Origin of the sequence: Propioniciclava soli, from assembly GCF_038502305.1 — a bacterium.
GTDB classification, from domain to species: domain Bacteria; phylum Actinomycetota; class Actinomycetes; order Propionibacteriales; family Propionibacteriaceae; genus Propioniciclava; species Propioniciclava soli.
Window position 1 is genome coordinate 1,998,857 of sequence record NZ_CP115965.1, and the last position, 24,488, is coordinate 2,023,344.

Sequence of the window (24,488 nt, forward strand, 5' to 3'; positions counted from 1 at the left end):
GGCGGCGTCAAGGACAGGGAGGTGTGTCCCCGGCCAGGCACGAGGACGCCGGGGGTCACCTCGTCGGAGCCCACGTGGCGCGCGTCCGGGGCACGTGGCGCAGTGCAGCTCACGTGGCGGCCCGTCCAAGGCCCTCCAGGTGAGTTGCACTGCGCCACGTGCATTCGAAGTGCGCCACCTGCCTCCGAGGTGCGCCAGGTACCTCCGCTTCGGGCCACGAGCAGGCCAGGCATCGAGCGTCCGCCACCCCGGGGCCGCTCCCCTGCCTGCGCGGCGCTCAAACGGGGGTGATCACGCGCCCTAGAGGAGGGTTTGAGACCGAAGTGTGCGTGTCGGCGCCGATCACGGCCGCGGGGGCGCAACCGCCACCACCGAGGATCCCGACCCGGATCAGCCCCAACCAGTCCGACCAGCCCCCACCAGCCCCGAGCAGTCCCGATCATCCCCGGATCAGCCCCGAGCAGCCCCAACCAGCCCCGGAGCAGCCCCGGATCAGCCCCGACCAACCCCGACCAGCCCCCATCAGCCTGGCTTCACCCGGTTGACCTCGTAGACACCCGGGAGGCGCCGCAGGCCGGTCATGACGGTCTCCAACAGGCTGGGGTCGGCCACCTGGAACGTGAGCTGCATGGTGAACACGTGGTCCGGGGTGGCGTTCGCGCTCACCGAGGCGATGGAGGTGTGCAGCTCCGAGAGCACCCGGGTGACGTCGGAGAGCATGCCCTGCCGGTCGATCCCCTCCAGTTGGACGGCCACGGTGAATGCCGCGTCCGTGGTGGGCGCCCAGGAGACGTCGACCATCCGGTCCGACATCCGCCGCAGGGCGGTGACGTTCGTGCAGTCCTCGCGGTGCACCGAGATGCCGTCCCCGCGGGTCACGAAACCCACGATCGGATCCCCCGGCACCGGCAGGCAACACTTCGCCAGCTTGGTCTGCAGGCCGCCGTCCCCCTGCACGACGACGCCGGTGTGCCCGCGCGGCAGCTTGCGTCCGGGCTGCAGGAGCAGCGCCTCGTCCACCAGGGACGCCTCCGCCGCGGCCACGCCCCCGCCCATCGACTCCACGAGCTGCGCGATCACCGCTTGCGCGCCGATGGTGCCCTCCCCGACGGCGGCGAGCAGCGACTGGCTGTCGGACACATGGAAGTGCTGCGCCAGCCCGACGAGCACCTCGCTCGTCAAGAGCCGGGACGCCAACTGCTGACGCCGCATCTGTCGCGCCAAGGCGTCCTTGCCCGTCTCGATCGCCTCGTCGCGCCGCTCCCGGCTGAAGTGCTGCCGAATCTTCGATCGCGCGCGAGGCGTCTTGACGAACCCCAGCCAGTCCCGGCTCGGCCCGGCCGTGGGCGCCTTCGACGTGATGATGTCGACGCTCATCCCCATGTCGAGCGTCGAGTCCAGCGGCACCAGGCGACCGTCCACGCGCGCGCCGATGCAACGGTGACCGACCTCGGTGTGGATCGCGTAGGCGAAGTCCACCGGCGTCGACCCCGCCGGCAGCGAGATGACGTCGCCCTTGGGCGAGAACACGAACACCTCGTTCTTGACGATCTCCTCGGTGAACGTGTCGAGGAATTCTCCGGAGTCCTCGGTCTCCTTCTGCCACTCCGAGATCGACTGCACCCACGTGATCTCGTTGCCGGCGCTCTTGCCCTCCTTGTAGCGCCAGTGCGCCGCGACGCCGTACTCGGCCTGCCGGTGCATGTCGTGGGTGCGGATCTGGAGCTCGACCGGCTTGCCGCCCGGGCCCAGCACGGTCGTGTGCAACGACTGGTACAGGTTGAACTTCGGCATCGCGATGTAGTCCTTGAACCGGCCCGGCACCGGCTTCCACCGGTTGTGCAGGATGCCGAGGACGTCGTAGCAGTCGCGCTTGTCGTCCACCAGGATGCGCAGGGCCACGAGGTCGTAGATGTCGTAGAAGTCCCGACCCCGCACCATCATCTTCTGGTAGATCGAGTAGTAGTGCTTCGGCCGGCCGTACACCACCGCCTTGATCCGGTTCGCCGCGAGATCGGCGTTCACCTGGTCGATGACCGTGCGCAGGTACTGCTCGCGCAGGGGCGCGCGCTCGGCGACGAGCTTCACGATCTCGGAGTACACCTTCGGCTCGATCACCGAGAACGCCAAGTCCTCCAGCTCCCACTTGATCGCGCTCATGCCGAGCCGGTGGGCCAGCGGCGCATAGATCTCGAGGGTGTCGTTGGCGATGCGGATCTGCTTGTCCTGCCGCAGCGAACCCAGCGTGCGCATGTTGTGCAGCCGGTCGGCCAGCTTGATCACGAGGACGCGGATGTCGCGGCTCATCGCCACAACCATCTTGCGGATCGTCTCCGCCTTGGCCGTCTCGCCGTACTTGACCTTGTCGAGCTTCGTGACGCCGTCGACCATGCGGGCGATCTCCGGGCCGAAGTCGGCGCCCAGCTGTTCCAGTGAGTAGTCCGTGTCCTCCACAGTGTCGTGCAGCAGGGCCGCGCACACGGTCGCCTCGTTCATCCCGAGCGTCGCCAGAATGGACGCCACCGCCAGCGGGTGGGTGATGTAGGGGTCGCCGCTCTTGCGGAGCTGGCCGTCGTGGTACTGCTCGGCCACCCGGTAGGCGCGCTCGATGAGGGCGGCGTCCGCCTTCGGGTGGTGCTGGCGCATGGCGGCGAGCAACGGCTCGAGCTGCACCGCGCCCACCGGCTTGGCCGAGCCGAGGCGCGCGAGCACCTTGCGCATGCTCAGGCGTTCGGGTGCCCGGTCCGGCGGCGGGGGCGCGGCGGCCGCGGACGTGGCCTCGCCGAGGGCCTGGTCACCCGGCATGGTCTCACTCATCGCCCCACCTCCCGCTCGTGGCCCGAGTCTAGGCCCTGCCCGGCCCCCACGAGCGCCCGGACGCCGCCGGTGCGCCTAGTCGCTGTCGGCACGCTCCGAACGCCCCGCCTGCGCCCGCGCGCGCGAGGGGCGGACCACGATGAGCTGGTCACCCGTCTTGAGGGTCGAACAGCTCGGGTCGTAGAAGCGCCGCAGCAGCCCACCGCGCACCACGCCGAGCACCTGCTCGCCGGTGATGGTTTCCGCGCCGGCGCCCACCTCGTCGGGAGCCACGTTGCGCTGGGAGATCTCCAGCCCCTCGCCGTGGGTCAGCAGGTCGTCCATGAGGTTGCCCATGTCGGGGCTCAGGGTGGCCAGCCCGACGAGGCGACCGACGGCGTCCGAGGACGTCACGACCCCGTCGGCGCCGGACTGCCGCAGCAGGGAGATGTTCTCGGCCTGGCGCACCGACGCCACGATGTGCGCGTGCGGGTTGAGTTGGCGGGCGGTCAGCGTGGCGAGGATCGCCGTGTCGTCCCGGTTGACCGTGATGATGATGTGCTTGGCCTTCGGCAGCTCGGCGCGCCGCAGCAGATCTCGTGACGTCGCGTCGCCGTGGAAGGCCGCGATGCCGTCGTGGTTCGCGGCGTCCACCGCGATGGGGTTGGCGTCCACCACGACCACGCGGTCGCGCTGCGCCCCGCTGCGCAGCAGCGTCTGCAGCGCGCTGCGCCCCATGGTCCCGTAACCCAGCAGCACGGTGTGATTGCGCATCTTCCTCCTCCAGCGGGCGTCCAGGATCGACTGCCGGCCCTGGTTGGCCAGCACCTCCAGCGTCGTGCCGACCAACAACACCAGGAACGCGATGCGCAGCGGCGTCACGACGATGGCGTTCAGCAGGCGGGCGTGGTCGGACACGGGCGTGATGTCACCGTAGCCCGTGGTGGTCACGGTGACGGTGGCGTAGTACACCGCATCGATCAGGCTGATGCCGTCCTGGTTGATGTTGTCGGCATAGCTGGCGCGGTCGAACCACACCACCGCGGTGTTGAGGGCCATGATCAACACCACCAGCCCGATGCGCCGGGCGATCTCGCGGAAGGGGTCCTCGCGCAGCCGCGGCAGCCGGACGAGGGCCTCCGCGGGCCCACGCGCAGGGGCGGGCGCGGCCACGCCTCAGACCGTCACAACCGCGGACACCGCATCGATGCCCGTCTGCGCGAGCGCCTCGCGACCGTTCAGGAAGCCCAGCTCCATCAACACCGCCACGTGCACCAGCTCGGCCCCCTGCCGCTTGATGAGGGACGCCGTGGCCCCGACGGTGCCGCCGGTGGCGAGGATGTCGTCGACGACGAGGACGCGCGCCCCCGGCCACAGGGCGTCGGTGTGCATGGCGAGGGTGGCGTGACCGTACTCGAGCGCGAAGCTCTCCTCGATGGACGCCGACGGCAGCTTGCCCGGCTTGCGCACCGGGACGAAACCGGCCCCCAAACTCAACGCCACCGGCGCGGCGAAGAGGAAGCCCCGCGCCTCCATCCCCACCACGATGTCGATCGGGGTGGGGGCCAGCGCGGTGATCTGGTCGACCGCGAGCCGGAACCCCTCGGCATCGGCCAGGAGCGGCGTGATGTCCTTGAAGACGACGCCGGGCTTGGGCCAGTCGGGGACGTCGCGGATCAGCGCCTCGATCCGAGCGACCGGGTCAGGACCCAGCGGCAGCGGCGCGCTCACGGCTGGTCCTGGCGTCGCTGGGATCGGGTGGTGCGCTTCGGCTGGGTCCGCGGGCCCATCTGCTCGGGTCGCAGCTCGTCGGGACGAACCGCCCCCAGCGTGCGCGGGTCGACGGCGGACGCCCCACTGAGCGCCGTGGCGTAGCCCACCGGCTGCTGCGTGGCCGGCTCGTCCGCGTCGGCGCCCACCCGGGACGCCCGCTCGGACTTCCGCGCCCGGCGGCGCTCGAGGCGGGCCTCGTGCTCCACCATGTCGGCGTCGCGCTGGCGCAACTCCACGAACAGCGGGGCGGCCAGGAAGATCGAGCTGTACGCGCCGGCGATCATGCCGACGAAGAGGGCGAGACCCAGATCCATGAGCGGGCCGGTCCCCAGGATGAACGTGCCGGTGAACAGCAGCGCGGCCACCGGGAGGACGCCGATGATCGTCGTGTTCAGCGAGCGGATCAACACCTGGTTGACGGCCAGGTTGACCCACTGGGCGAGCGTGCGGTCGGAGCCCTTCACCTCGCGGAGGTTGTCCCGCACCCGATCGAACACCACCACGGTGTCGTACAGGGAGTACCCGAGGATGGTCAGGGTGCCGATGAGGCTGGCCGGGCTGAACGTGAACTGCAGCAGGGCGTAGACACCGATCACCACGATCAGGTCGTGCGCCAGGGCGATGAGTGCTGCGACCGACATCTTCCAGTTGCGGAAGTAGGCCCAGATCATCAACGCCACGAGCACGAGGAACACCACCAGGGCGATCAGCCCCTGCTGGGTGATCTGCTGGCCCCAGGATGACCCGATGAGGTTGTTGGTCACCTCGGTGGTGTCCACGCCCGCGTGCTCGGCCAGCGCGGCCGTCATCTGGTTGATCTCCTCGGCGTTCAGGGCGCGCGTCTGGACGCGGACCTGGTCGTCGCCGATCGTGTTCACCCGCACCTCACCCAGGTCGGGCAGATCCGTGTCCTGCGCCACGGTGCGGTACTCGTCCACCGTCGTCGCCGTCACCGGGGTGGGCACGTTGAACTCCGAGCCGCCGGTGAAGTCGATGGACAGGTTCAGGCCGCGCAACCCGATGAAGGCCAGGCAGGCCACCAACAGGACCGCCGAGATCAGGTACCAGCGCTTGCGGTGACCCACGAAGTCGTAGCTGACCTCGCCGGAGTAGAGCCGGTGGGCCAGGCTCGAGCGGGCGTTCTTCGCCATCACGCCTCCTTCGGGGTGGCGAGCGCACGCCGGCGGGAGAGGCCGCGTCCGCGTTGGGTGGCACCGAGGTGCTCCGGCTCGAAGCCCGAGAAGCGGCGTCCCTCGCCGAAGTAGCGGGTGCGGCCGAGCAGCGTCATGAGCGGCTTGGTGAACCAGAAGACCACGGCGATGTCGATCAGGGTCGTGAGCCCGAGGGTGAAGGCGAAGCCGCGCACCGATCCGATGGCCAAGATGAACAGCACCACCGCCGACAGCAGCGACACGGCGTCCGCGATCAGGATCGTCTTGCGCGAGCCCACCCAGCCGGTCTCGATCGCGCTGCGCAGGCTGCGGCCCTCCCGCACCTCGTCGCGGATCCGTTCGAAGAAGATGATGAACGAGTCGGCCGTCATGCCGATGGCGACGATGACGCCGGCGATGCCGGGCAGGTTGAGCGCGAAGCCCATGCCCTCACCCAGCAGCACCATGAACTGGTAGGTCAGCACGGCCGCCACCGCCAGGGAGCCGATGACCACGGCGCTGAGAGCGCGGTAGTAGAAGACGGCGTACCCGATGACGAGGATCAGACCGATCGCGCCGGCGATGAGGCCGGCGCTCAGCTGCTCGCCGCCCAGGGTCGGCGACACGTTCGAGACCTCGGACAGGTCGAAGGCCAGCGGCAGCGCGCCGTAGCGCAGCACGTTCGCCAAGTCGTTCGCCGTCTGCTGGGTGAAGTCGCCCGAGATCTGCGCCTGCCCGTTCGGGATCGGCTCGTTCATCCGCGGCGCGGAGATGACCTGGGAGTCCAGCACGATCGCGAACTGGTTCTGCGGCTCGGTGCGAGCCGCCAGATCCGACGACACCGTGCTGAAGATGCCGGTGCCCACGTCGTTGAACTGCAGGTTGACGATCCAGCTGACCTGGCCCTGCGGGATGCCGGCCTGGGCGTTGGTGAGCATGTCACCGGTCAGCAGCGCCGGCCCGAGCAGGAACTTCGTGGTGCCCTCCCGGTCGCAGGTGATCAGCGGCTGGTCGGTCACGTCCGGGAAGTCGTCGCCGCACTGGTAGGCGGCGAAGTCGGAGAGGTCGCGGCTCGACGGCTGCCAGGCCAACGCCTCCTCGGTGGTGGGCTGGACGGCCGCCGGTTCGGTCGGGCGCGGGGTGGCGGCGGGCGTCGGGAGGCCGGGCGCCGGCCGGGGGTCGACCGCGGCGGGCGACTCGGTCGACGTCGGCTCCGCAGACGCGTCGGGGGCCGCCGGCGCCGCGGTGGCGTCGCCGGAGGCGTCCACGCTGGGCTCGGTGGGCGCCACGGCCGCCTGGACGGCCTCCATGCTGTGGACGCCCCGGAAGTACAGCTGGGCGGTCTGGCCGACCATCTCCTGGAGCTGGGCAGGGGCGACGTTCGGCACCGAGACCTGGATCTGGTTGTTGCCGACCGTCGCGACCTCGGACTCACCGACGCCGACGGCGTCCACGCGCTGCTGGATGATCGTGCGCGCCTGCTCGAGGCTCGCCTGGTCCACACCCCCGCCGCCCGTGATGTTGCGCGCGGTGAGCGTGATCGTCGTGCCGCCCCGCAGGTCGAGGCCCAGCTTGGGCGCCCACGCCCCGCTCAGGGCCATGATGCCGAACAGCACCGCAATGAATGCGAAGAAGATGATCAGGGTGCGCAGCGGTCGCTGCCGATGCCTGGTCTCGGTGGCCACGGGTGAACGTCCTCGGAGGCGATGGGGAAGAAAGGGGTTACTGCTGTTGGGGGCGCTCGTACGTCGTCGGCTCGTCGCGGGCCAGCGTGGGGTCGGCGTACCCGTCGAGGGGCTGCACCGTCTCGTCGAGGAGCACCTCGTCGGTGAGCGCCGCGTCGTCGGCGTCGACCGCGTCGACCTCGTCGTAGACGAACTCGTCGTCGGCCGGGTCGACGGCCTTCATGATGGCCTGCTTCAGCACGGTCATCTCCACGCCCGGGGCGATCTCGATGACGGCCTGGCGGTCACCGAGCTGCGCGATCGTGCCGTAGACGCCCGACGTCGTCATGACGCGCGAGCCCGGGCCCAACTGGCTCACCATCTCCTGCTGCTGGCGCTGCTTGCGCTGCGCGGGGCGGATCAGCAGGAAGTAGAAGGCGGCGACCATCAGCGCGAGCATCAGGAGCGTCGACATCAATTGTGGGTCAGGCATGATTCCTTCGAGCTTTCGATCGGCTGCACCCCCGGCCGGGGGCTGAACACCGGGCAAGACTACCTTCTACTCCTGCCCGGTGCTGAACAGGTCCGTGTGCGTCGCGGGAACGGCGAGCCCCAGGTGGTTCCAGGCCCGCCGGGTGGCGACGCGGCCGCGCGGCGTCCGCATGAGGAACCCCTGCCGGATGAGGTAGGGCTCGGCAACCTCCTCCACCGTCTCGGTCTCCTCCCCCACGCTCATGGCCAGCGTGGAGAGCCCGACGGGGCCGCCGCCGAAGCGCACACAGATTGCGTCGAGCACCGCGCGGTCGAGCCGGTCGAGGCCCAGTTCGTCGACCTCGTAGAGCTCCAGGGCGGCGGCCGCGACCCCGGGGGTGATGCGGCCGGACGCCTTCACGAGCGCATAGTCGCGGACGCGGCGCAGCAGGCGGTTCGCGATGCGGGGCGTCCCGCGGCTGCGGGATGCGATGACCTCGGCGCTCGGCGTGTCGAGCTCCACCTGGAGCAGGGTTGCGCTGCGCGCGACGATGCCGACGAGCGCGCCGGCCTCGTAGTAGTCGAGTTGGCCGGTGAAGCCGAAACGGTCGCGCAGCGGGCCGGGCAGCAGACCGGCGCGCGTCGTGGCGCCCACCAGGGTGAACCGCGGGATCTCGAGCGGGATCTCGGTGGCGCCCGGGCCCTTGCCGACGATCACGTCGACGCGGAAGTCCTCCATCGCGAGGTACAACATCTCCTCGGCTGGCCGGCTCATGCGGTGGATCTCGTCGAGGAAGAACACCTCCCCCTCGGTCAGCCCGCTGAGGATCGCGGCGAGGTCCCCCGCGTGCTGGATCGCCGGGCCCGAGCTGATGCGCAGGGGTTGGCCGAGCTCGTGGGCGATGATCATGGCCAGCGTCGTCTTGCCCAGCCCGGGCGGGCCGGACAGCAACACGTGGTCGGGCACCTGACCGCGGGCGCGGGCGGCGTCCAGCACGAGGCCGAGTTGCTCGGAAACCCGTGGCTGGCCGCGGAACTCGGCCAGCGAGGGGGGCCGCAGCGCACCCTCGGCGGCGGAGTCGTCGAGGTGGGCGTGCGGGTCCAGCGGATCCTCCGACAGCGTCGCCACCTCAGCGCGCCAGACTCTTCAGCGCCGCCCGCATGAGCTCCCCGATGCCGACGCCCGGGTCCTCCTCCTGCAGCGGCGCGACGCGCTCGACCGCGGCGGCGGCGTCCTTGGCCGACCAGCCGAGCGACTCCAACCCGGACGCCACCTGCTCGCGCCACACCTCGGACGGCGCCGGCACCGGCCCGGACGACAGGTCCGGCGTGGCACCGAGGGCGTTGACCTTGTCCTTGAGTTCGATGACCATCTTCTTGGCGCCCTTGGGGCCGATGCCGGGCACCTTGGTGAGCGCCACGACGTTCTCAGCAAGGATCGCGGCGCGGAACTCCCCCGGAGGCAGCACCGAGACCACCGCCTGGGCGATCTTCGGTCCGACCCCGGACGCCGACTGCACGAGCTCGAACGCGTCCCGCTCCTCGGGTTCGGCGAAGCCGTAGAGGGTGAGGGAGTCCTCGCGGACGATGAGCGAGGTGTACAGCGTGGTCGCCTCCCCCACCCGGACGGACGCGACCGTCGCCGGGGAGCACAGGGCGCGCACGCCGAAACCGGAGAGATCGAGCACCACCCAGGTGCCCCCCACGGAGACGACGGTGCCGGTCAGCTGGGCGATCATGCGGGCTTTCTCCGTTCGGCGGCGAGGGCACGGGCTCGGGCGCGCCCCTCGGCGAGGTCGCGGCGCTGCTGCGCCTGGGCGATGCGGGCGATGGCGGGCGCGCGCCACAGGTGGCAGACGGCCAGCGCGACGGCGTCCGCGGCGTCTGCCGGCTTGGGGGGTGCGTCGAGGGCGAGGATCCGCATGACCATCTGCCCCACCTGCGCCTTGTCGGCGCGGCCATTGCCGGTGATGGCGGCCTTCACCTCGGTCGGCGTGTGCTGGGCGACAGCCAGCCCGGCCCGCGTGCCCACGAGGAGCACGACGCCGGACGCCTGCGCCGTCCCGATGATCGAGCTCACGTCCCGGCGCGCGAAGACCCGCTCGACGGCGAGGGCGTCCGGGCGGTACTCCGCCACGTACCGCACGAGCGAGCGTTCGACGGCGGCGAGCCGCTGACCGGTCTCCATGGCGGCCGGGGTGCGGATCACGTCGGCCAGGAGCAGCGCAGGCTTGCGCCCGGGCTGGCCCTCGATCACCCCGATGCCGCACCGGGTGAGGCCGGGGTCGATCCCCAGAACGCGCATGAATCCCCTTCGCCGAAGGTCACACCCACCGGGATGCTCCCGGGGGCACGACCGTCCGTCTGCTGCCGAACGTCTGTTCGGATCCTAGGCTCAGGCGTCGAGGGATTCGAGGATTTCCTCCGGCACGTCCTCATTGGAGTAGACGTTCTGCACGTCGTCGACGTCCTCGATGGCGTCCAGCAGCTTGAACAGCTTGGCCGCGCCGTCGGCGTCCGACACCGCCTGGTCGTACTGGGGGCGGAACTCCACCTCGGCGGCGTCGTAGTCGAGCCCCGCGTCCTGGACGGCCTTGCGCACCTCGACCAGGTTGGTCGGGTCGCAGACGATCTGGAAGGACTCGCCGCCGTCGACGATGTCCTCCGGCTCGGCCTCGAGGGTGGCCTCGAGCAGGTCATCCTCGCTGACGGGCTTCGCCTGCTGCTTGGCGACCGTGACGACGCCCTTGCGGTCGTAGATGCGGCTCACCGAGCCGACGTCGGCCTGCGTGCCGCCGTTGCGCGTGATCGCGACCTTCACATCGGACGCCGAGCGGTTGCGATTGTCGGTGAGGCACTCGATGAGGATCGCGACGCCCCCGGGGCCGTACGCCTCGTACATGATCTCGACGTAGTCGACCGCCTCGCCGCCGACGCCCGAACCGCGCTTGACGGCGCGATCGATGTTGTCGTTGGGAACGGAGTTCTTCTTCGCCTTCTGGATGGCGTCGTACAGCGTCGGGTTGCCCCCGGGGTCACCACCACCGGTGCGCGCCGCGACCTCGATCTTCTTGATGAGGTTCGCGAACAGCTTGCCGCGCTTGGCGTCGATCGCCGCCTTCTTGTGCTTCGTGGTGGCCCACTTGGAGTGACCGCTCATGCTTCTCCCGTTGGTTCTGGGTTCTCAACTTTCCCGATTCTAGTGCGCTCGGCGCGTTCCGCTGCGCGCGGGCGTCCGGCGCGCGGGCGCCGTAGGGTCTCGGTTGCTGACGCCCCGGCGTCGACGAGGCGTGCATGTGCATGGGTTCTCGACGTGCGCGGGCCGTCCAGCGTCGACAAGGCGTGCATGTGCATGGATTCTCGACGTGCGCGGTCCGTCAGGCGTCGACAAGGCGTGCATGTGCATGGGTTCTCGACACCACCGACCGTCCGGCGTCGACAGGACGCAGGTGCCTCCCGGCGGATGGCGTCCACGGGTGCCGGCCGTGGGAGCCGCTCCGACGGCGCCCATTCCTGCGATCAAGCCGGGTCCACCGATGGGTCACCCCCATCCCCGCCACCCTGCCGGTAGCCCCGCCACCCTGCCGGTAGCCCCGCTCCCCTGCCGCCGCCCGCGCCTCCCTACCGGTACCGTCGCCTCCCTACCACCACCGTCGCGACCCTGCCCGCAACCCACCTCCCCAGCGTTGCAGCGGCAGGGTCGTGGGTTTGGGATGGGGCGGCGACGCGTCCGACAGGGACGCGACGCGTCCGACAGGGAGGCGAGGCGTGCGACAGGGAGGCGACGCGTGCGACAGGGAGGCGACGCGTCCGACAGGGACGCGACACCAGCGGAAGGGAGGCGCCCCCCGGGGGCAGGCAGGCGACGCCAGCGCCAGAGGGGCGACGCGGGGCACCCCAGCGGGAGACCACTCCCGGATGGCAGCGAGGAGTCAGGACCTCAGTCGCCGGCGACAACCAGGGCGTCGGTGAGGGTGAAGTTGCCGACGTAGAGCGCCGTGCCGATGATCGCACCGGTGATGCCAAGCGGCACCAGCTCCCGGAGTGCCCGGAGGTCATCGAGCTGGGCGATGCCGCCCGACGCGATGACCTCGGCGCCGGTGCGAGCCGCGACCTGCTGCAGGAGATCGATGTTCGGGCCGGTGAGCATGCCGTCCGAGGCCACGTCGGTCACCACGAAGGTGGAACAGCCGGCGGCCGTCAGCTCGTCCACGGCCTGCGCCCAGTCTCCCCCCTCACGCACCCAGCCGCGCGCCGCCAGCTTGGTGCCCTTCACGTCGATCGCAATGCCGATCCGGTCGCCGTGCTCGCCGATGATCTTGGCGCACCACTCCGGGTTCTCCAGCGCCGCGGTGCCGATGTTGACCCGGCGGCAGCCGGTGGCCAACGTACGCTCGAGGGAGGCGTCGTCACGAATGCCACCCGACAGCTCCACGTTCAGCTCCATCGCGGCGGTGATCTCGGCGATGACGTCCGCATTCGAGCCGCGTCCGAAGGCCGCGTCCAGGTCGACGAGGTGCAGCCACTCGGCGCCGGCGTCCTGCCAGCGGCGGGCGGCGGCCAGCGGATCCCCGAAGGTCTTCTCCGACCCGGCGATGCCCTGGGTGAGCTGGACGGCCTGGCCGGACTGGACGTCGACGGCGGGCAGCAAGGTGAGCGACTTCACCTGAGGCAGGTTACCGGCTGGCCCCGGTTTCCGGCCGGACCGCCCGCCTCGCCGCCGACTCGGCAGACAGAGCAGCGCTCTCGGCAAACAGAATCACCAGCTCGGCAAACAGAGTCACCGGACGCGCTGGCGAACTGATCCGCGAACGGATCAGTTCGCCAGCGACCGATGCGCACTCTCCCACCCCGCGGTCAGCGGAGAGGAGAACCACCGTCAGGGCTTGACGTCGCGATCCCAGAACCGCAGCTCGCCGCAGCGGGTGAGGAACGTCTCGGCGGCGCCGGCGTCCAGCGGCAGGACGCCGTCGTCCGGGTCCACACCCGCGGCCACCAGCAGCGGGCCGGCGTCCGCCCCCAGGCCGATGAACTTGCGGTGGGCGAAGGCGTCCGCGACGAAGTCCCGGGCCGTGGAACGGCCGACCAGCTGCGTGGCGCCGTCGGCGCTGGGCAGGAGCGCCACCGCGTCGAACAGCACCGACGGGCCGCCGTCGACGGCGTGGTCGGCCGTCACGGGGGTGCCGTCACTCAGCGTGATCGGGCCACGCGTGGGGGCGATGAGCTCCACGGTGGCGCCCGCCGCGGTGAAGGCGTCCCGCACCGCGGCGACCACGGCCCCGTCGGCGCCCTTGGTCAGCAGGATGCCGAGCTTGCGGCCCGCGAACGACTCCGGACCGTTCTTCAGGATGCTCAGCGCGTCCGAGGCCGGCAGGTCGGTGCGGGGCTCCAGCGCGGCGTCGGCCGGCTCGGGCAGCTCCATGCCCAGACCGTCGGCCACACCCTGGGCCAGATCGGGGTGCACGTTGCGCAGGTGGGCGACGATGCGCTCGCGCACCGACTCCTCGTCGCACTTGCTGAGCTCGAAGGTGTAGGCGTTGACGATGTGCTCCTGCTCGACGTCGGTCTGGGAGATCCAGAACTGCCGAGCCTGGCTGTAGTGGTCGGCGAAGGTCTCCGAGCGCTCGCGCACCGTGGCCCCCTCGAGCGGGGTCGCGTGCGAGGTGAAGCCGGACGCCGCGTCCGCACGGGGGCCGCGCTCGGCCCCGGACCAGCCGTTGGGCTCGTAGTTGGCCCGACCGACCGGCACATGGCCCTGCATGTGACCGTCGCGCTGGAAGTGCGCGACCGGGCACCGCGGCGCGTTCACCGGGAGCTGGGTGAAGTTCGTGCTCCCCAGCCGCGAGAGCTGCGTGTCGAGGTAGGAGAAGTTGCGGCCCTGCAGCAGCGGATCCTCGCTGAAGTCGATGCCGGGCGGCACGTTGCCGGTGTGGAAGGCCACCTGCTCGGTCTCGGCGAAGTCGTTGTCGACGACCCGGTCGAGCGTGAGGCGTCCGACGATGCGCACCGGCACCTGCTCCTCGGGGATGAGCTTCGTCGCGTCGAGCACGTCGAACTCGAAGCTGTCGGCGAACTCCTCGTCGAACAGCTGGACACCAAGATCCCAGCTGGGGAAGTCACCGGAGGTGATGGCGTCCCAGAGGTCGCGGCGGTGGAAGTCCGGGTCGGCGCCGTTGATCTTCACGGCCTCGTTCCAGACCACCGACTGCAGACCCTGGACGGGCTTCCAGTGGAACTTCACGAACGTCGCCTTGCCGCTGGCATCCAGGAAGCGGAACGTGTGGACGCCGAAGCCCTCCATGAACCGGAACGACCGCGGGATGGCGCGATCCGACATCTGCCACAGCGTCATGTGAATGGCCTCGGGCATCCAGGAGACGAAGTCCCAGAAGTTGTCGTGGGCCGACTGCGCCTGCGGGAACGCGCGGTCGGGTGCCTCCTTGACCGCGTGGACGAGGTCGGGGAACTTGATGGCGTCCTGGATGAAGAAGACCGGGATGTTGTTGCCGACGATGTCCCAGTTGCCCTGCCGGGTGTAGAGCTTCACAGCGAAACCGCGGACGTCGCGCGCCAGGTCGAACGATCCCTTGGCACCGGCCACGGTGGAGAACCGCACGAACGCCTCGGTTTCGCGCCCGACCTCCGCGAAGATGTCGGCCGTCGTCACGTCCGCGAGGCTCTCGGTGGTCGTGAACGTGCCGTGGGCGCCGTAGCCCCGGGCGTGGACGACGCGCTCCGGGATGCGCTCGTGGTCGAAGTGGAAGATCTTCTCCCGCATCGCCATGTCCTCGAGCAGCGTCGGACCGCGGCGGCCCGCGCGCAACGAGTTCTGGTTGTCGGAGACCGGAATGCCCTGGGCCGTGGTCAGCGCAACTTCGCCCCGCACCTCTTGGTGGAGTTCGCCCCCGGTGCCACGGGTGCCGGCCGCGCCGGCGTCGTCGTGCTGCTGCTGCTGCTCTGCCATGGTGAAACCCTCTCGCTGTCGGATGGTGCCGCTGTCGGATGGTGCCGCTGTCGGTTGGTCATGACGCTACGCGCCCGGCAGGCCGTCCAACAGGCGTCCGCCGCAGTCGTACCCCAAAGGGTGCCTTCAGACGCCGCCGCCCCCACCGCCGGACGCGCTGCGCGGTGCCGTGGCGCACCCTGCTGACAGGTGGCGCACCTCGATGACACGTGGCGCAGTGCAGCTCGCCGGCCTGCATGATCTTGAGCGTCACAGGGAAGGTGGCCGCCTGGCCGGAAGCGCCCGAAGCGCCGGAAGCGAGCGGACCGGCGCCACGGTCGCGGCGCTGAGCGCGCAGGAGGCCACCGACATCGAGGTGAACGACTTCGCGTCCCACCCCGACGTGCTGGAGCTGGGACGGTCTCAGTCCGGGCTGCTGGCGTTGATCCCGCTCACGGTCGCGATGACCTCCTCGCGCGCCTGAGCCGTCACGGGCGTCCCATCGAAGTGCAGCACCAGAGGATCGATCCGGTGCCCGTCAGGTCCGAGTGAGTCGGCGTACCGGCGTGCTTGGTCCACGTCGTCGAACTTCAGCAGGGTGAGGTACTCGTTGCCCACCGCCTGAACGCAGTCGACTGGTGCGGCACAGACCTGCGCGGTGCGATCCTCGGTGTCGAGGTACGGCCAATCGGGGTTGGGCTCGCTGTTCACGAACTCTGCCACTAGGTCGAGCTTGCCCCGATTCGAGGCGTCCGACCACGTCACCAGCGCGGAGGACAACCGGACGATGCCGAATCCGCCCACCATGATGACCGCCACCAGGGCGAGGGGCAACACCCAACGCCGCTTCGGATGCTGACCCAGCTGCTCCTCAGACACGTATCGGCCCACTCGTCAGTTCCCGTTGCATCGGTGGTCTGAGACGTTCGTCCTGTTCCAGACGCCGCATGGACTCGTGAGTCGCGGAATCCAAGGCCTGTTCGCAGGGATGCGCCCCGCACTGGGTCCGGTCCGGACAACGAAAGCCGCGGTAGGAGCAGGGAATGAGGCAAGGGAACTGGGGGCCAGTGTGAGGACGCCGGCCGGACGGGCTGGGCGGAGTCCGGACATGGTGTCTCCTGTGCATCGTGCGCGAAGTGAACGTTGGGGGGCAAGGCGGATCGAATGCTACGCCCTCTGAGGAAAGTCCCGCGCCCTTCGAAAGTCTGGATCCTCTTCTCATCCCTCGGTGCCTACCGCAGGTCTTCTCGGGAAAGGTGTGGAGGCCCCTTGGGCGGGCAGCGGAACGCCGGGGGCCAGGACGTGACTCAGAGCGTCGCGAGCCAGTTGCGCAGCAGGGCGGCCCCGGCGGCACCCGACTTCTCCGGGTGGAACTGGGTGGAGCTCAGTGCGCCGTGCTCCACCGCCGCGACGAACCGGTCTCCGCCGTGCTCGGCCCAGGTCACCGCGACATCGTCTGGCCAGCCCGACACGGACGCGGCACGCACGCCGTAGCTGTGCACGAAGTAGAACCGCTCCGCCGCGATCCCGGCGAACAACGCCGACCCGCCGGGGGGCGACACCGTGTTCCAGCCCATGTGCGGCAACCGGGTGGACGCCAGCGCCTCCACGACGCCGGGCAGGACGCCGACGCCGTCGGCCTCCACCCCGTGTTCGACCCCGCGCGCGAACATCACCTGGTGCCCCACGCAGATGCCCAGCACGGGGCGTCCGGACGCCAACCGCTCGCGAATGACGCGGGGGCCGTCCACCGCCCGCAGGCCCGCCACGCATGCGGCGAACGCCCCGACCCCGGGCACGACGAGCCCGTCGGCGTCCCGGCAGACGTCGGCGTCCGCCGTCAGCACCACGTCGGCACCCGCCGCCGTCAGCGCCCGCGTCGCCGAGTGCAGGTTGCCCGACCCGTAGTCGAGCACCGCCACCCTCACAGGGCGCCCTTCGTGGAGGGCACGACACCCTCGATGCGTGGGTCGGGCTCGATCGCGAACCGCAGCGCTCGGGCCAGGGCCTTGAACTGCGCCTCGACGATGTGGTGGGGGTCGCGTCCGCACACCAGCTCCAGGTGCACGCACAGCCCCGCGTTCAACGCCAGGGACTCCACGACGTGCCGGGTCATCGACCCCGCGTACGGGACGCCCGAGCCGCCGATCAGCGCGTACACCTGCCCCTCCGGCTCACCGGTGCACACGACGTACGGACGCCCCGCCACGTCCACGACGCAGCGGGCGAGCGCCTCGTCCAGCGGCACCAGCGCATCGGCGAAGCGGCGGATGCCCTTCTTGTCCCCCAGCGCCTCGCGCAGCGCCTGGCCGATCACGATGGCCGTGTCCTCCACCACGTGGTGCCCGTCGATGTGGACATCGCCGACGGCGTCCACCGTCAGGTCGATCAGCGAGTGCTTCGCCAGCGCCGTCAGCATGTGGTCGTAGAACCCCACACCGGTGCTGATCGTCGACGCCCCCGTCCCGTCGAGGTCCAGCTCGACGGTGATCGTGGATTCGCTGGTGGATCGCTCGATGCGCGCGGTGCGCCCCATCACTGCTCCGTTCTCGGCGCGTCGACCCGGGCCAACGCGGCGTGGAAGGCTGCCATCTCCTCCGGCGTCCCGGCGCTCACGCGCAGGAACCCGGCCGGGCCAGTCTCCCGCACGAGGACGCCTGCGTCGAGCAACTGCTGCCACGCGAGATGGCGGTCGGCCCACCGTCCGACGAGTACGAAGTTCGCGTCGGACTCCACCACCTCGTAGCCCAGCTCCGGCAGCGTCCGCAGCAGCGCGTCGCGCTCGTCACGCAGGTCGGCGACGCGCGCGAGCATCTCGTCGGCGTGCCGCAGGGCCACGGACGCCACCGCCTGGGTCTGGGCCGAGAGATGGTAGGGCAAGCGAATGATGCGGCAGGCGTCCACCACCGCGGGGTGCGCGGCGAGGTAGCCGAGGCGTCCGCCGGCGAACGCGAACGCCTTGCTCATCGTGCGGCTGACGATGAGGTTGCCGTGCTCGGCCAACAGCGTCAGCGCGGTGGCCTCCGGTGTTGAGCTGAACTCCTGGTAGGCCTCGTCGATCACCACCAGCGCGTCGGTGCCGGCGAGCACCTCCTCGATCACCGCCAGCGGGGTCGAGGTGCCGGTCGGGTTGTTCGGCGTGGTGATGAGCACGACGGTGGGCGCGTGCGCGGCGACGGCGTCCAACACGGTGGCCGCGTCGAGGGAGAAATCGGCCCGGCGCGGCACCGTGACGTAGTCGGTGTGGGTGTTGCGGGCGTACTCGGGGTACATCGAGTAGGTCGGCGTGAACGTGAGCAGGCGGCGTCCGGGGCCGCCGAACGCGCCGAGCACGTGTGTCATCACCTCGTTGGAGCCGTTGGCCGCCCAGACGTGGTCCGGCGTCAGGCCGTGGCCGAGGTAGGCCGCGAGCTGGGCGCGCAGGCCGCGAAACTCCCGGTCGGGGTAGCGGTTGAAGGACGCCGCCACCACGGCCTCGGCCATCTCCGCGGCCACGGCCGGCGAGGGCGGATAGGGGTTCTCGTTGACGTTGAGGCAGACGGGGACGTCGAGCTGCGGCGCGCCGTAGGGCTCCTCCCCCACCAGCTCCGGGCGCAGCGGCAGGTCGGCCAGGGTGAGGACGGGTTGGGTGAGATCGGCCCGAGCGAGATTCACCACCGGTCCCCCCGCGGCTCCTCGGTGCGGATCGTGATGGCCGCGCGGTGGCCGGGAAGGTGCTCGGCCGTGGCGAAGGCCGCCACCGTGGGCCCCACCTCGCGCAGCGCCGCCTCGTCGTAGTGGATGAGGTGCACGGTCTTCGTGAACGAACGCACCGTCAGGCCCGAGCTGTGGCGTGCCGCGCCCGCGGTCGGCAACACGTGGGTGGAGCCGGCGGAGTAGTCCCCGAGCGGCACCGGCGACCACGGCCCCACGAAGATCGCCCCCGCGTTGCGGACGCGGTGGGCCACGGCGTAGGCGTCCCGGGTGTGGATCTCGAGGTGCTCGGCGGCGTAGGCGTCCACCACCGCCAATCCCTGCTCGAGGTCGTCGGTCAGCACGATGGCTGACTGCGGGCCGGTGAGCGCGGTCTCGATGCGTTCGGTGTTGGCCAGCGCCCTGACCTGCCCGGCGAGCAGCGCGTTCACCGACGCCGCCAGCTCGGGTGAGTCCGTGACGAGGACCGATCCGGCCAGGGGGTCGTGCTCGGCCTGGCTGATGAGGTCGGCGGCGACGAACGCCGGGTCGGCCGAATCGTCGGCCAGCACGGCGATCTCGGTGGGGCCGGCCTCGGAGTCGATGCCCACCACCCCGCGCAGCAGCCGCTTCGCGGCGACGACGTAGATGTTCCCGGGGCCGGTCACCAGGTCGACCGGCGCGCACAGCCCGTCCACGCCGTGGGCGAACAGGGCGATCGCCTGCGCGCCACCGACGGCGTACACCTCCTCGACGCCGAGCAGGTGGCACAGCCCGAGGATCGACGGGTGCGGCCAGCCGCCGTGCTCGGCGCTCGGCGGGGACGCCACGGCCAGGCTCTCGACGCCGGCCACCTGGGCCGGCACCACATTCATCAACACGCTGGACGCCAACGGCGCGAGCCCGCCGGGCACGTACAACCCGACGCGCGCGACCGGGACCGTCTTGGTCTCCACCACGGCCCCGGGGGCGACCTTGGCCGAGGTCAGCGGCGCGGCGCCCTCGGTCTCGGCGACGGCCCGGCGGCGGCGGATCGACTCGACGAACGCGGCTCGGACGTCGGCGTCCAGCTCGTCGGCGCACCGTTCCAGCACGTCGGCCGGCACACGGAACGAGGGCGGCGTCACGCGGTCGAACCGCTCGGAGAACTCGGCGAGGGCGTCCGCACCGCGCTCGGCGACGGCGTCACAGATGGGCCGGACGACGGCGACGGCGTGCTCGACGTCGACGGCACCGCGGGGCACCACGGTGCGGTAGTCGGGGGACGTGCCTCGGACGTCGATCATGCGCAGTTCCACGAACGTGATTGTATGGGCGCCATGTTCATCGGCTTCGGCACGGTCGCGAACGTGGTCACGGTCGCCGTCGGCGCCCTGCTGGGGCTGGTGGTGGGGCACCGCATCCCCGAGCGCACCCGGACCACGGTCACCGACGTGCTCGGGCTCGTGACGATCGTGCTCGGCGTCCAGTCGGCCCTCACGGTCGCCTCCCCGGCGCTGGCCGCCGAGGTCGGGTCCGCCGGCGTCCTGATCGTGCTGGGATCTCTGCTGCTGGGCGCCCTGACCGGCTCGACCCTGCGCATTGAGGACCGGCTGGAGGCGGTGGCCGACCGGTTGCGCACCCGCTTCGCCGCCGAGGAGGACGCCGGCACCTTCGTTGCCGCCGTGGTCACGCCGACGCTGCTGTTCTGCGTCGGGCCCCTGACCATCCTGGGATCGCTGTCGGACGGTCTCGGCCGCGGGGCCGACCAGTTGCTCGTCAAGGCCGTGCTGGACGGCTTCGCCGCGATCGCGTTGGCGACCACGCTGGGCTGGGGCGTCCTGCTCTCGGCAGTGGCGGTTGGCGTCATTCAGGGCGCGCTGACCCTGGCGGGCTTCTGGTTCGGCGACCTGTTCACCGCCGGTCAGATCGACGCGCTCACCGCGACGGGCGGCGTGATCCTCCTCGGGCTCGGGCTGCGGCTGCTCCGCATCCGGCAGATCCCCGTCGGAGACCTGCTCCCCGCGCTCGTGTTCGCCCCGCTGCTGGTCGCCCTCGTGGCCGCACTCTGAACCTGGGCGGACGCCCCGCGCGCGGCTAGGGTCGAACGCGTGAGCCGCACCAGCCCCTCTTCGCACACCCCGCCAACCGGCGGTACACCCGCCACCGAGGCCCTGACGGCTGCCGGGGTCGCGTTCACCGCGGTGGCCTACACCCACCACGACGACGCCACCGACTTCGGGGCCGAGGTGATCCGCGAGACCGGCCGCGACCCCGAGCAGGTGTTCAAGACCCTCGTCGTCGCCACCGGGCCGCGCAGCCTGGCCGTGGGTGTGGTCCCGGTGTCGGGACGCCTCGACCTGAAGGCCCTCGCGTCGGCGCTCGGGGTGAAGAAGGTGGAGCTGGCCCCGCCCGCGGCGGCCGAGCGGAGTTCCGGCTACGTGGTAGGCGGCGTCTCCCCCCTCGGCCAGCGGACGCCCCTGCCCACCGTGATCGACGAGACCGCCCAGCTCTTCGACACCGTGCTCGTCTCCGGCGGCAAGCGCGGGCTGCAGGTCGAACTGGCGCCGGACGATCTCGCCGCCGTCACCGGGGCCACCTTCGCCCCCATCGCGCGCTGACGCCCGCTCACGCCACCTCGCACTGACCACCACGCACTGAACACCGCACACTGAGCCATCACCGGTGCGTCGGGGGACGCGCCGCGGCCCCGGCCCTAAGCTGCGCGGGTGAACGTCCTCGACATCGTGCGCGTCATCGGTGGTCTGGTGTTGCTCGTGGGCGGCGGTGAGGCCCTCGTGCGTGGCGCGTCCGCGCTGGCCACCCGTCTCGGGCTGTCTCCCCTCGTGGTCGGCCTGACGGTCGTCTCCGTGGCCACGTCCGCCCCCGAGCTGGCGGTCACCCTGGGCGCCGTGCTCCGGGGAGAGCCGGAGATCGCGGTCGGCAACGTGGTGGGCAGCAACATCGCCAACGTACTGCTGGTGCTGGGAATCACCGCGGCCGTCGGGTCGGTGCTCGTCAAGCGCGACATGCTTCGCTTCGACCTACCGTTCCTCGCCGGGCTCAGCATCCTCGTCCTGGTCTTCAGCGTGGACGGCCGGGTCGGCCCCGTCGAAGGCACCTTGCTGCTCGTGCTGTTCGTGGGCCACATGGCGTGGTCGGTGTGGCGCGGCCGGCGGGCAGGCCACGACGGAGCGGACCTCAACGGGGCAGCTCAGGACGGGGCAGCTCAGGACGGGGCAGCTCAGGACGGGGCAGCTCAAGACGCTCCCGATCCGGACACCTCGGGCCCCCGCCCGTCCGCCCTGGTCGCGGCGCTCCTCGTGGCGGCCGGGGTGGGGCTGCTCGTGCTCGGCGCCAACTTCTTGGTGGACGGCGCGACCGCCATCGCCACGGCCTTCGGGGTCAGCCAGCTCGTCATCGGCCTCACGGTGGTCGCGGTCGGCACCTCGCTGCCGGAGCTGGCGGCGTCCGTCATCGCGGTGCGTCGCGGCGAACGCGACATCGCGTTCGGCAACGTCGTCGGCTCCAACATCGCCAACATCGGCCTGGTGCTCGGCCTGCCCTCGCTGCTGAGCGGCGGCATCGGCGTCCCCGAGAGCGCCGTGGCGTTCGACATTCCGGTGATGGTGGCCGTGGCCCTGTTGTTGCTGCCGGTGGCGTTCACGGGTTCGCTGATCCACCGCTCCGAGGGGTTTCTGTTCGCCGGGTTCTACGTGGCGTACACCGTGTACGTCCTGCTGCTGGCCACCGACCACGACGCCCTGCGCGGCTTCACCATCACGATGGTGGCCTACGTGCTGCCGATGTTCGGCATCCTCCTGGCGGGCCACGTCCTGCTGGATCTCTGGGACCGCCGCCACCCCGCCCCGTCACCCCCCGAGGCCCACCATGACAGAAGCCGGCCCGGGGCACCCCCGGGGTGAGCCCCTCCGCGCGGCCCCCGAGTCGGCATTTGGACCCGAGGAAATGGTGCCATGGCGCCATTTCCTCGGGTCCAAATGCCAACAGGGGGGGCAGAGCGACCCAGCGAAGTTGCGAAAGCGGGGGCCCTCAGCGGGTGGGGGTGAGCGCTGCGTCCAGCGCTGCCCGGCCCTCGGCGAGAGCGGCCGTGCGCCGGTCGGTCTGGATGTCGGCCAGCACCGCCCAGTCTTCGGTGGCGTCGGTGGCGTCGGCCAGTTCCTCGATCAGTTCCGCGGCCACCACGGCGTCCTGCAACGTGCCGAACGCCTCGGTGACGGCCTCCCACCGCGCGGCCCGCGCGGAGCCGTCCGACCCCAACACCTCAGCCAGCGCCTCGGTGCAATAGCGCACGGCCTTGGCCGCCTTGCGCACCCGGTGCCACCGCTCGAGCTCCCCTGGTCTGCGCCGGGCCTTCTGTGCCAGCCGCTCGGTGCGTGCCTCGGCCGCCTCGAGGCCGGCGAGCAGGTCGGACGCCGGCCCCGCCGCCCGCGCGTCCAGCGGCGGCTCCGCCAGCAGGAGCGCCAGGGCGGCCCGCAGCGCGCGAGCCCGCCGCGTGTCCCAGGCCGCGACCAGCGCGGCGTGGCCCCAGCGGTGACGATCGGCAAGGTGCCCCAGCACCGCGCTCCGCACCCCGTCCGCCACCGTGCCAGGGCCCAGTTCGGCGAACAGGTCGCCGAACTCCTCGGCCAGCACCTCGGCGTCCCGGGGCTCACCCAGCAACGCGGCGAGCCAGCGCAGTTCCTCGCGCGGCGGCTCGGTGCGTTCGGCGTCCCAGAACGGGGCGAACGTGGTCAGCAAGCTGCGCAGCCGCCGCGTCGCGACGCGCGCCTTGTGCACCGCGTCGGGGGCGTCGACCCGGACGCCGGCGTCCATCGCCTGCAGCATGCCCACCTGCCGGCCCGCATAGTCGAGCAGCGCGGCCGCCGCGCTCCCCTCGGTGGGGGTCGGCCGGGTCGCGAGGATGCGGCTCGCCTTGGACGCGTGCGCCGCCGGCCGGGCCCCCTCGGCCAGCATCGCCGCCGTCACCTCACTCAGCAGGGCCGGATCCGCGCCCGTCACGAGCTCCACCTCGAGCTCGCGCCACGTCTCGGTGCGGGCACCGGCGCGGGCGGTCACCCGGTCGAGGGCCACCAGCGCCCGCGGCACCCCGTCGACCACCAGCGGCGTCTCGGTGCGCTCCGTACGCACGGTGGCCAGCGGCACCAGCGGCGCCGCGCCGATGATCGGGGACGCCTCCGCGCGCAGCGCGGCGGGCAGCTCATCGGCCAGCGGGAGGCGCAGCTCGAGGCGTCCCGGCTCGGACCCGCGGGGTCGCTTGAGGTGCCACCCCTCGTCCGACCCGCCCTCGCGCCGGCGCAGCGACCAGCCGGCGGCGGCGAGGGCATGCTCGGGCGTGTCGAGGTAGGTCGCCGTCAGCGTGAACGAGCGCGGCTCGCCCCAGGTGCCCACCGTGGCCAGCGAGGGGGTGAAGCCGGGGTCAATCTCGAACTTCTGCTCGATCTCGGCCTCGCGCTCCATCACGCCTCCTCGACCACCGGCTCGGACGCCCCCGCCTCGACCGCCTGGCGACGCCGCCGCGTCCGCTCGCCGACCTCCGGCCCCAGGGCGGAGGCGAACAGGCAGACAGCCACGGCGGAGAACGGCCACAGGGCGAGGGCGGAGAGGGCGTGCAACCGCAGGGCGACGGGCACCGCCTCGCCGGCGGTGGCGGCGGCCATCCGCGCCGCGAACGGGGTGGGGCCGAGGGTCTCCCCCACCAGCCAACAGGTCACGGCCGCGATGGCGGCGGCGCCCACGGCGACGAACGCCACGGGCCAGCCCCAGTGCCGCAGGCTGGCCCACACCCCGACCCCCAGGCCCAGCCCGCCCACCACCGCGAGCACGGAGAACCACCAGTCGGCCGAGGCAACCTGCGCCATGGCACGCTCGGCGATCGTGGCCTGGCCGTCGGCCCCCACCACGAACGCCGGCAGCTGCGTGAGCGCCACCCAGAGAAGCGCGGCCAGGGCGCCGACGAGCAGCGCCACGGCCACCACCAGGCCGACGCGGTTCACGAGTTGGCGTCCACCCACGGGG

Annotated in this window: 23 protein-coding genes; 4 read left to right on the forward strand and 19 right to left on the reverse strand. The window is 71.4% G+C overall.

The window, feature by feature from the left end; genetic code table 11:
• Positions 1–522 precede the first annotated feature (522 nt).
• The 12 genes from PCC79_RS09040 to PCC79_RS09095 form a co-directional block, all read right to left on the reverse strand.
• On the reverse strand, positions 523–2,805 hold the full coding sequence (locus PCC79_RS09040; RefSeq protein ID WP_425325672.1) for a RelA/SpoT family protein: 2,283 nt from the start codon (positions 2,803–2,805) through the stop codon (positions 523–525).
• An 87-nt stretch (positions 2,806–2,892) separates the two neighbouring features.
• The gene (locus PCC79_RS09045; protein ID WP_232547841.1) at positions 2,893–3,969 is read right to left on the reverse strand and encodes a potassium channel family protein; all 1,077 of its coding nucleotides are present in this window, start codon (positions 3,967–3,969) and stop codon (positions 2,893–2,895) included.
• 3 nt (positions 3,970–3,972) lie between these two features.
• A complete protein-coding gene (locus tag PCC79_RS09050; RefSeq protein ID WP_232547840.1) occupies positions 3,973–4,527 on the reverse strand; it encodes an adenine phosphoribosyltransferase in 555 nt (184 codons plus the stop codon).
• Positions 4,524–5,720, reverse strand: coding sequence for a protein translocase subunit SecF (gene secF, locus PCC79_RS09055; protein WP_232547839.1), 1,197 nt, complete (start codon positions 5,718–5,720; stop codon positions 4,524–4,526). Before secF ends, PCC79_RS09050 begins: the two co-directional genes overlap by 4 nt.
• Positions 5,720–7,405 carry a protein translocase subunit SecD gene (secD, locus tag PCC79_RS09060; protein ID WP_232547838.1) on the reverse strand — a complete coding sequence of 562 codons (1,686 nt, stop codon included), beginning with the start codon at positions 7,403–7,405 and terminating at the stop codon, positions 5,720–5,722. Before secD ends, secF begins: the two co-directional genes overlap by 1 nt.
• A gap of 37 nt (positions 7,406–7,442) precedes the next feature.
• Positions 7,443–7,877 (reverse strand): preprotein translocase subunit YajC, encoded by a 435-nt coding sequence (gene yajC / locus PCC79_RS09065; protein WP_232547837.1) that lies wholly within the window; start codon positions 7,875–7,877, stop codon positions 7,443–7,445.
• A 66-nt stretch (positions 7,878–7,943) separates the two neighbouring features.
• A complete protein-coding gene (gene ruvB / locus PCC79_RS09070; protein ID WP_232547922.1) occupies positions 7,944–8,975 on the reverse strand; it encodes a Holliday junction branch migration DNA helicase RuvB in 1,032 nt (343 codons plus the stop codon).
• A 10-nt stretch (positions 8,976–8,985) separates the two neighbouring features.
• On the reverse strand, positions 8,986–9,594 hold the full coding sequence (ruvA, locus tag PCC79_RS09075; protein ID WP_232547836.1) for a Holliday junction branch migration protein RuvA: 609 nt from the start codon (positions 9,592–9,594) through the stop codon (positions 8,986–8,988).
• Positions 9,591–10,151 (reverse strand): crossover junction endodeoxyribonuclease RuvC, encoded by a 561-nt coding sequence (ruvC, locus tag PCC79_RS09080; RefSeq protein ID WP_232547921.1) that lies wholly within the window; start codon positions 10,149–10,151, stop codon positions 9,591–9,593. The genes ruvA and ruvC overlap by 4 nt, the downstream gene beginning before the upstream one ends.
• A gap of 99 nt (positions 10,152–10,250) precedes the next feature.
• Positions 10,251–11,015, reverse strand: a complete 765-nt coding sequence (locus tag PCC79_RS09085; RefSeq protein ID WP_232547835.1) for a YebC/PmpR family DNA-binding transcriptional regulator — start codon at positions 11,013–11,015, stop codon at positions 10,251–10,253.
• A 780-nt stretch (positions 11,016–11,795) separates the two neighbouring features.
• Positions 11,796–12,521 carry a bifunctional 1-(5-phosphoribosyl)-5-((5-phosphoribosylamino)methylideneamino)imidazole-4-carboxamide isomerase/phosphoribosylanthranilate isomerase PriA gene (gene priA / locus PCC79_RS09090; RefSeq protein ID WP_232547834.1) on the reverse strand — a complete coding sequence of 242 codons (726 nt, stop codon included), beginning with the start codon at positions 12,519–12,521 and terminating at the stop codon, positions 11,796–11,798.
• 213 nt (positions 12,522–12,734) lie between these two features.
• Positions 12,735–14,819, reverse strand: a complete 2,085-nt coding sequence (locus PCC79_RS09095) for a catalase (protein ID WP_269779065.1) — start codon at positions 14,817–14,819, stop codon at positions 12,735–12,737.
• A gap of 202 nt (positions 14,820–15,021) precedes the next feature.
• Here PCC79_RS09095 and PCC79_RS09100 point away from each other — a divergent pair, with 202 nt between their 5' ends.
• Positions 15,022–15,282 (forward strand): hypothetical protein, encoded by a 261-nt coding sequence (locus PCC79_RS09100; protein ID WP_232547833.1) that lies wholly within the window; start codon positions 15,022–15,024, stop codon positions 15,280–15,282.
• Here the strand turns inward: PCC79_RS09100 and PCC79_RS09105 are convergent.
• The 5 genes from PCC79_RS09105 to hisD form a co-directional block, all read right to left on the reverse strand.
• Complete coding sequence (locus PCC79_RS09105; RefSeq protein ID WP_232547832.1) at positions 15,222–15,677, reverse strand: hypothetical protein; 456 nt, start codon at positions 15,675–15,677, stop codon at positions 15,222–15,224. The two genes, PCC79_RS09100 and PCC79_RS09105, sit on opposite strands and share 61 nt — an antisense overlap.
• Before the next feature lie 428 nt (positions 15,678–16,105).
• Positions 16,106–16,726 (reverse strand): imidazole glycerol phosphate synthase subunit HisH, encoded by a 621-nt coding sequence (hisH, locus tag PCC79_RS09110; RefSeq protein WP_232547831.1) that lies wholly within the window; start codon positions 16,724–16,726, stop codon positions 16,106–16,108.
• A complete protein-coding gene (gene hisB / locus PCC79_RS09115) occupies positions 16,723–17,334 on the reverse strand; it encodes an imidazoleglycerol-phosphate dehydratase HisB (protein WP_269779064.1) in 612 nt (203 codons plus the stop codon). The genes hisH and hisB overlap by 4 nt, the downstream gene beginning before the upstream one ends.
• Positions 17,334–18,455, reverse strand: a complete 1,122-nt coding sequence (locus PCC79_RS09120; protein ID WP_342371639.1) for a histidinol-phosphate transaminase — start codon at positions 18,453–18,455, stop codon at positions 17,334–17,336. The genes hisB and PCC79_RS09120 overlap by 1 nt, the downstream gene beginning before the upstream one ends.
• Complete coding sequence (gene hisD, locus PCC79_RS09125; RefSeq protein WP_232547920.1) at positions 18,449–19,756, reverse strand: histidinol dehydrogenase; 1,308 nt, start codon at positions 19,754–19,756, stop codon at positions 18,449–18,451. The genes PCC79_RS09120 and hisD overlap by 7 nt, the downstream gene beginning before the upstream one ends.
• Positions 19,757–19,780: 24 nt before the next feature.
• On the opposite strand from hisD, the gene PCC79_RS09130 reads away from it, so the two are divergent.
• From PCC79_RS09130 to PCC79_RS09140, 3 genes are all read left to right on the forward strand, one after another.
• On the forward strand, positions 19,781–20,521 hold the full coding sequence (locus PCC79_RS09130; protein ID WP_232547828.1) for a DUF554 domain-containing protein: 741 nt from the start codon (positions 19,781–19,783) through the stop codon (positions 20,519–20,521).
• Between the two features lie 39 nt (positions 20,522–20,560).
• The gene (gene ybaK, locus PCC79_RS09135; protein WP_232547827.1) at positions 20,561–21,070 is read left to right on the forward strand and encodes a Cys-tRNA(Pro) deacylase; all 510 of its coding nucleotides are present in this window, start codon (positions 20,561–20,563) and stop codon (positions 21,068–21,070) included.
• 108 nt (positions 21,071–21,178) lie between these two features.
• A complete protein-coding gene (locus PCC79_RS09140; RefSeq protein ID WP_232547826.1) occupies positions 21,179–22,375 on the forward strand; it encodes a calcium/sodium antiporter in 1,197 nt (398 codons plus the stop codon).
• Positions 22,376–22,502: 127 nt separating this feature from the next.
• Here the strand turns inward: PCC79_RS09140 and PCC79_RS09145 are convergent, their stop codons facing one another.
• Positions 22,503–23,930, reverse strand: coding sequence for a CYTH and CHAD domain-containing protein (locus PCC79_RS09145; protein WP_342371640.1), 1,428 nt, complete (start codon positions 23,928–23,930; stop codon positions 22,503–22,505).
• On the reverse strand, positions 23,930–24,484 hold the full coding sequence (locus tag PCC79_RS09150) for a hypothetical protein (protein ID WP_342371642.1): 555 nt from the start codon (positions 24,482–24,484) through the stop codon (positions 23,930–23,932). The genes PCC79_RS09145 and PCC79_RS09150 overlap by 1 nt, the downstream gene beginning before the upstream one ends.
• Between the last annotated feature and the right edge of the window lie 4 nt (positions 24,485–24,488).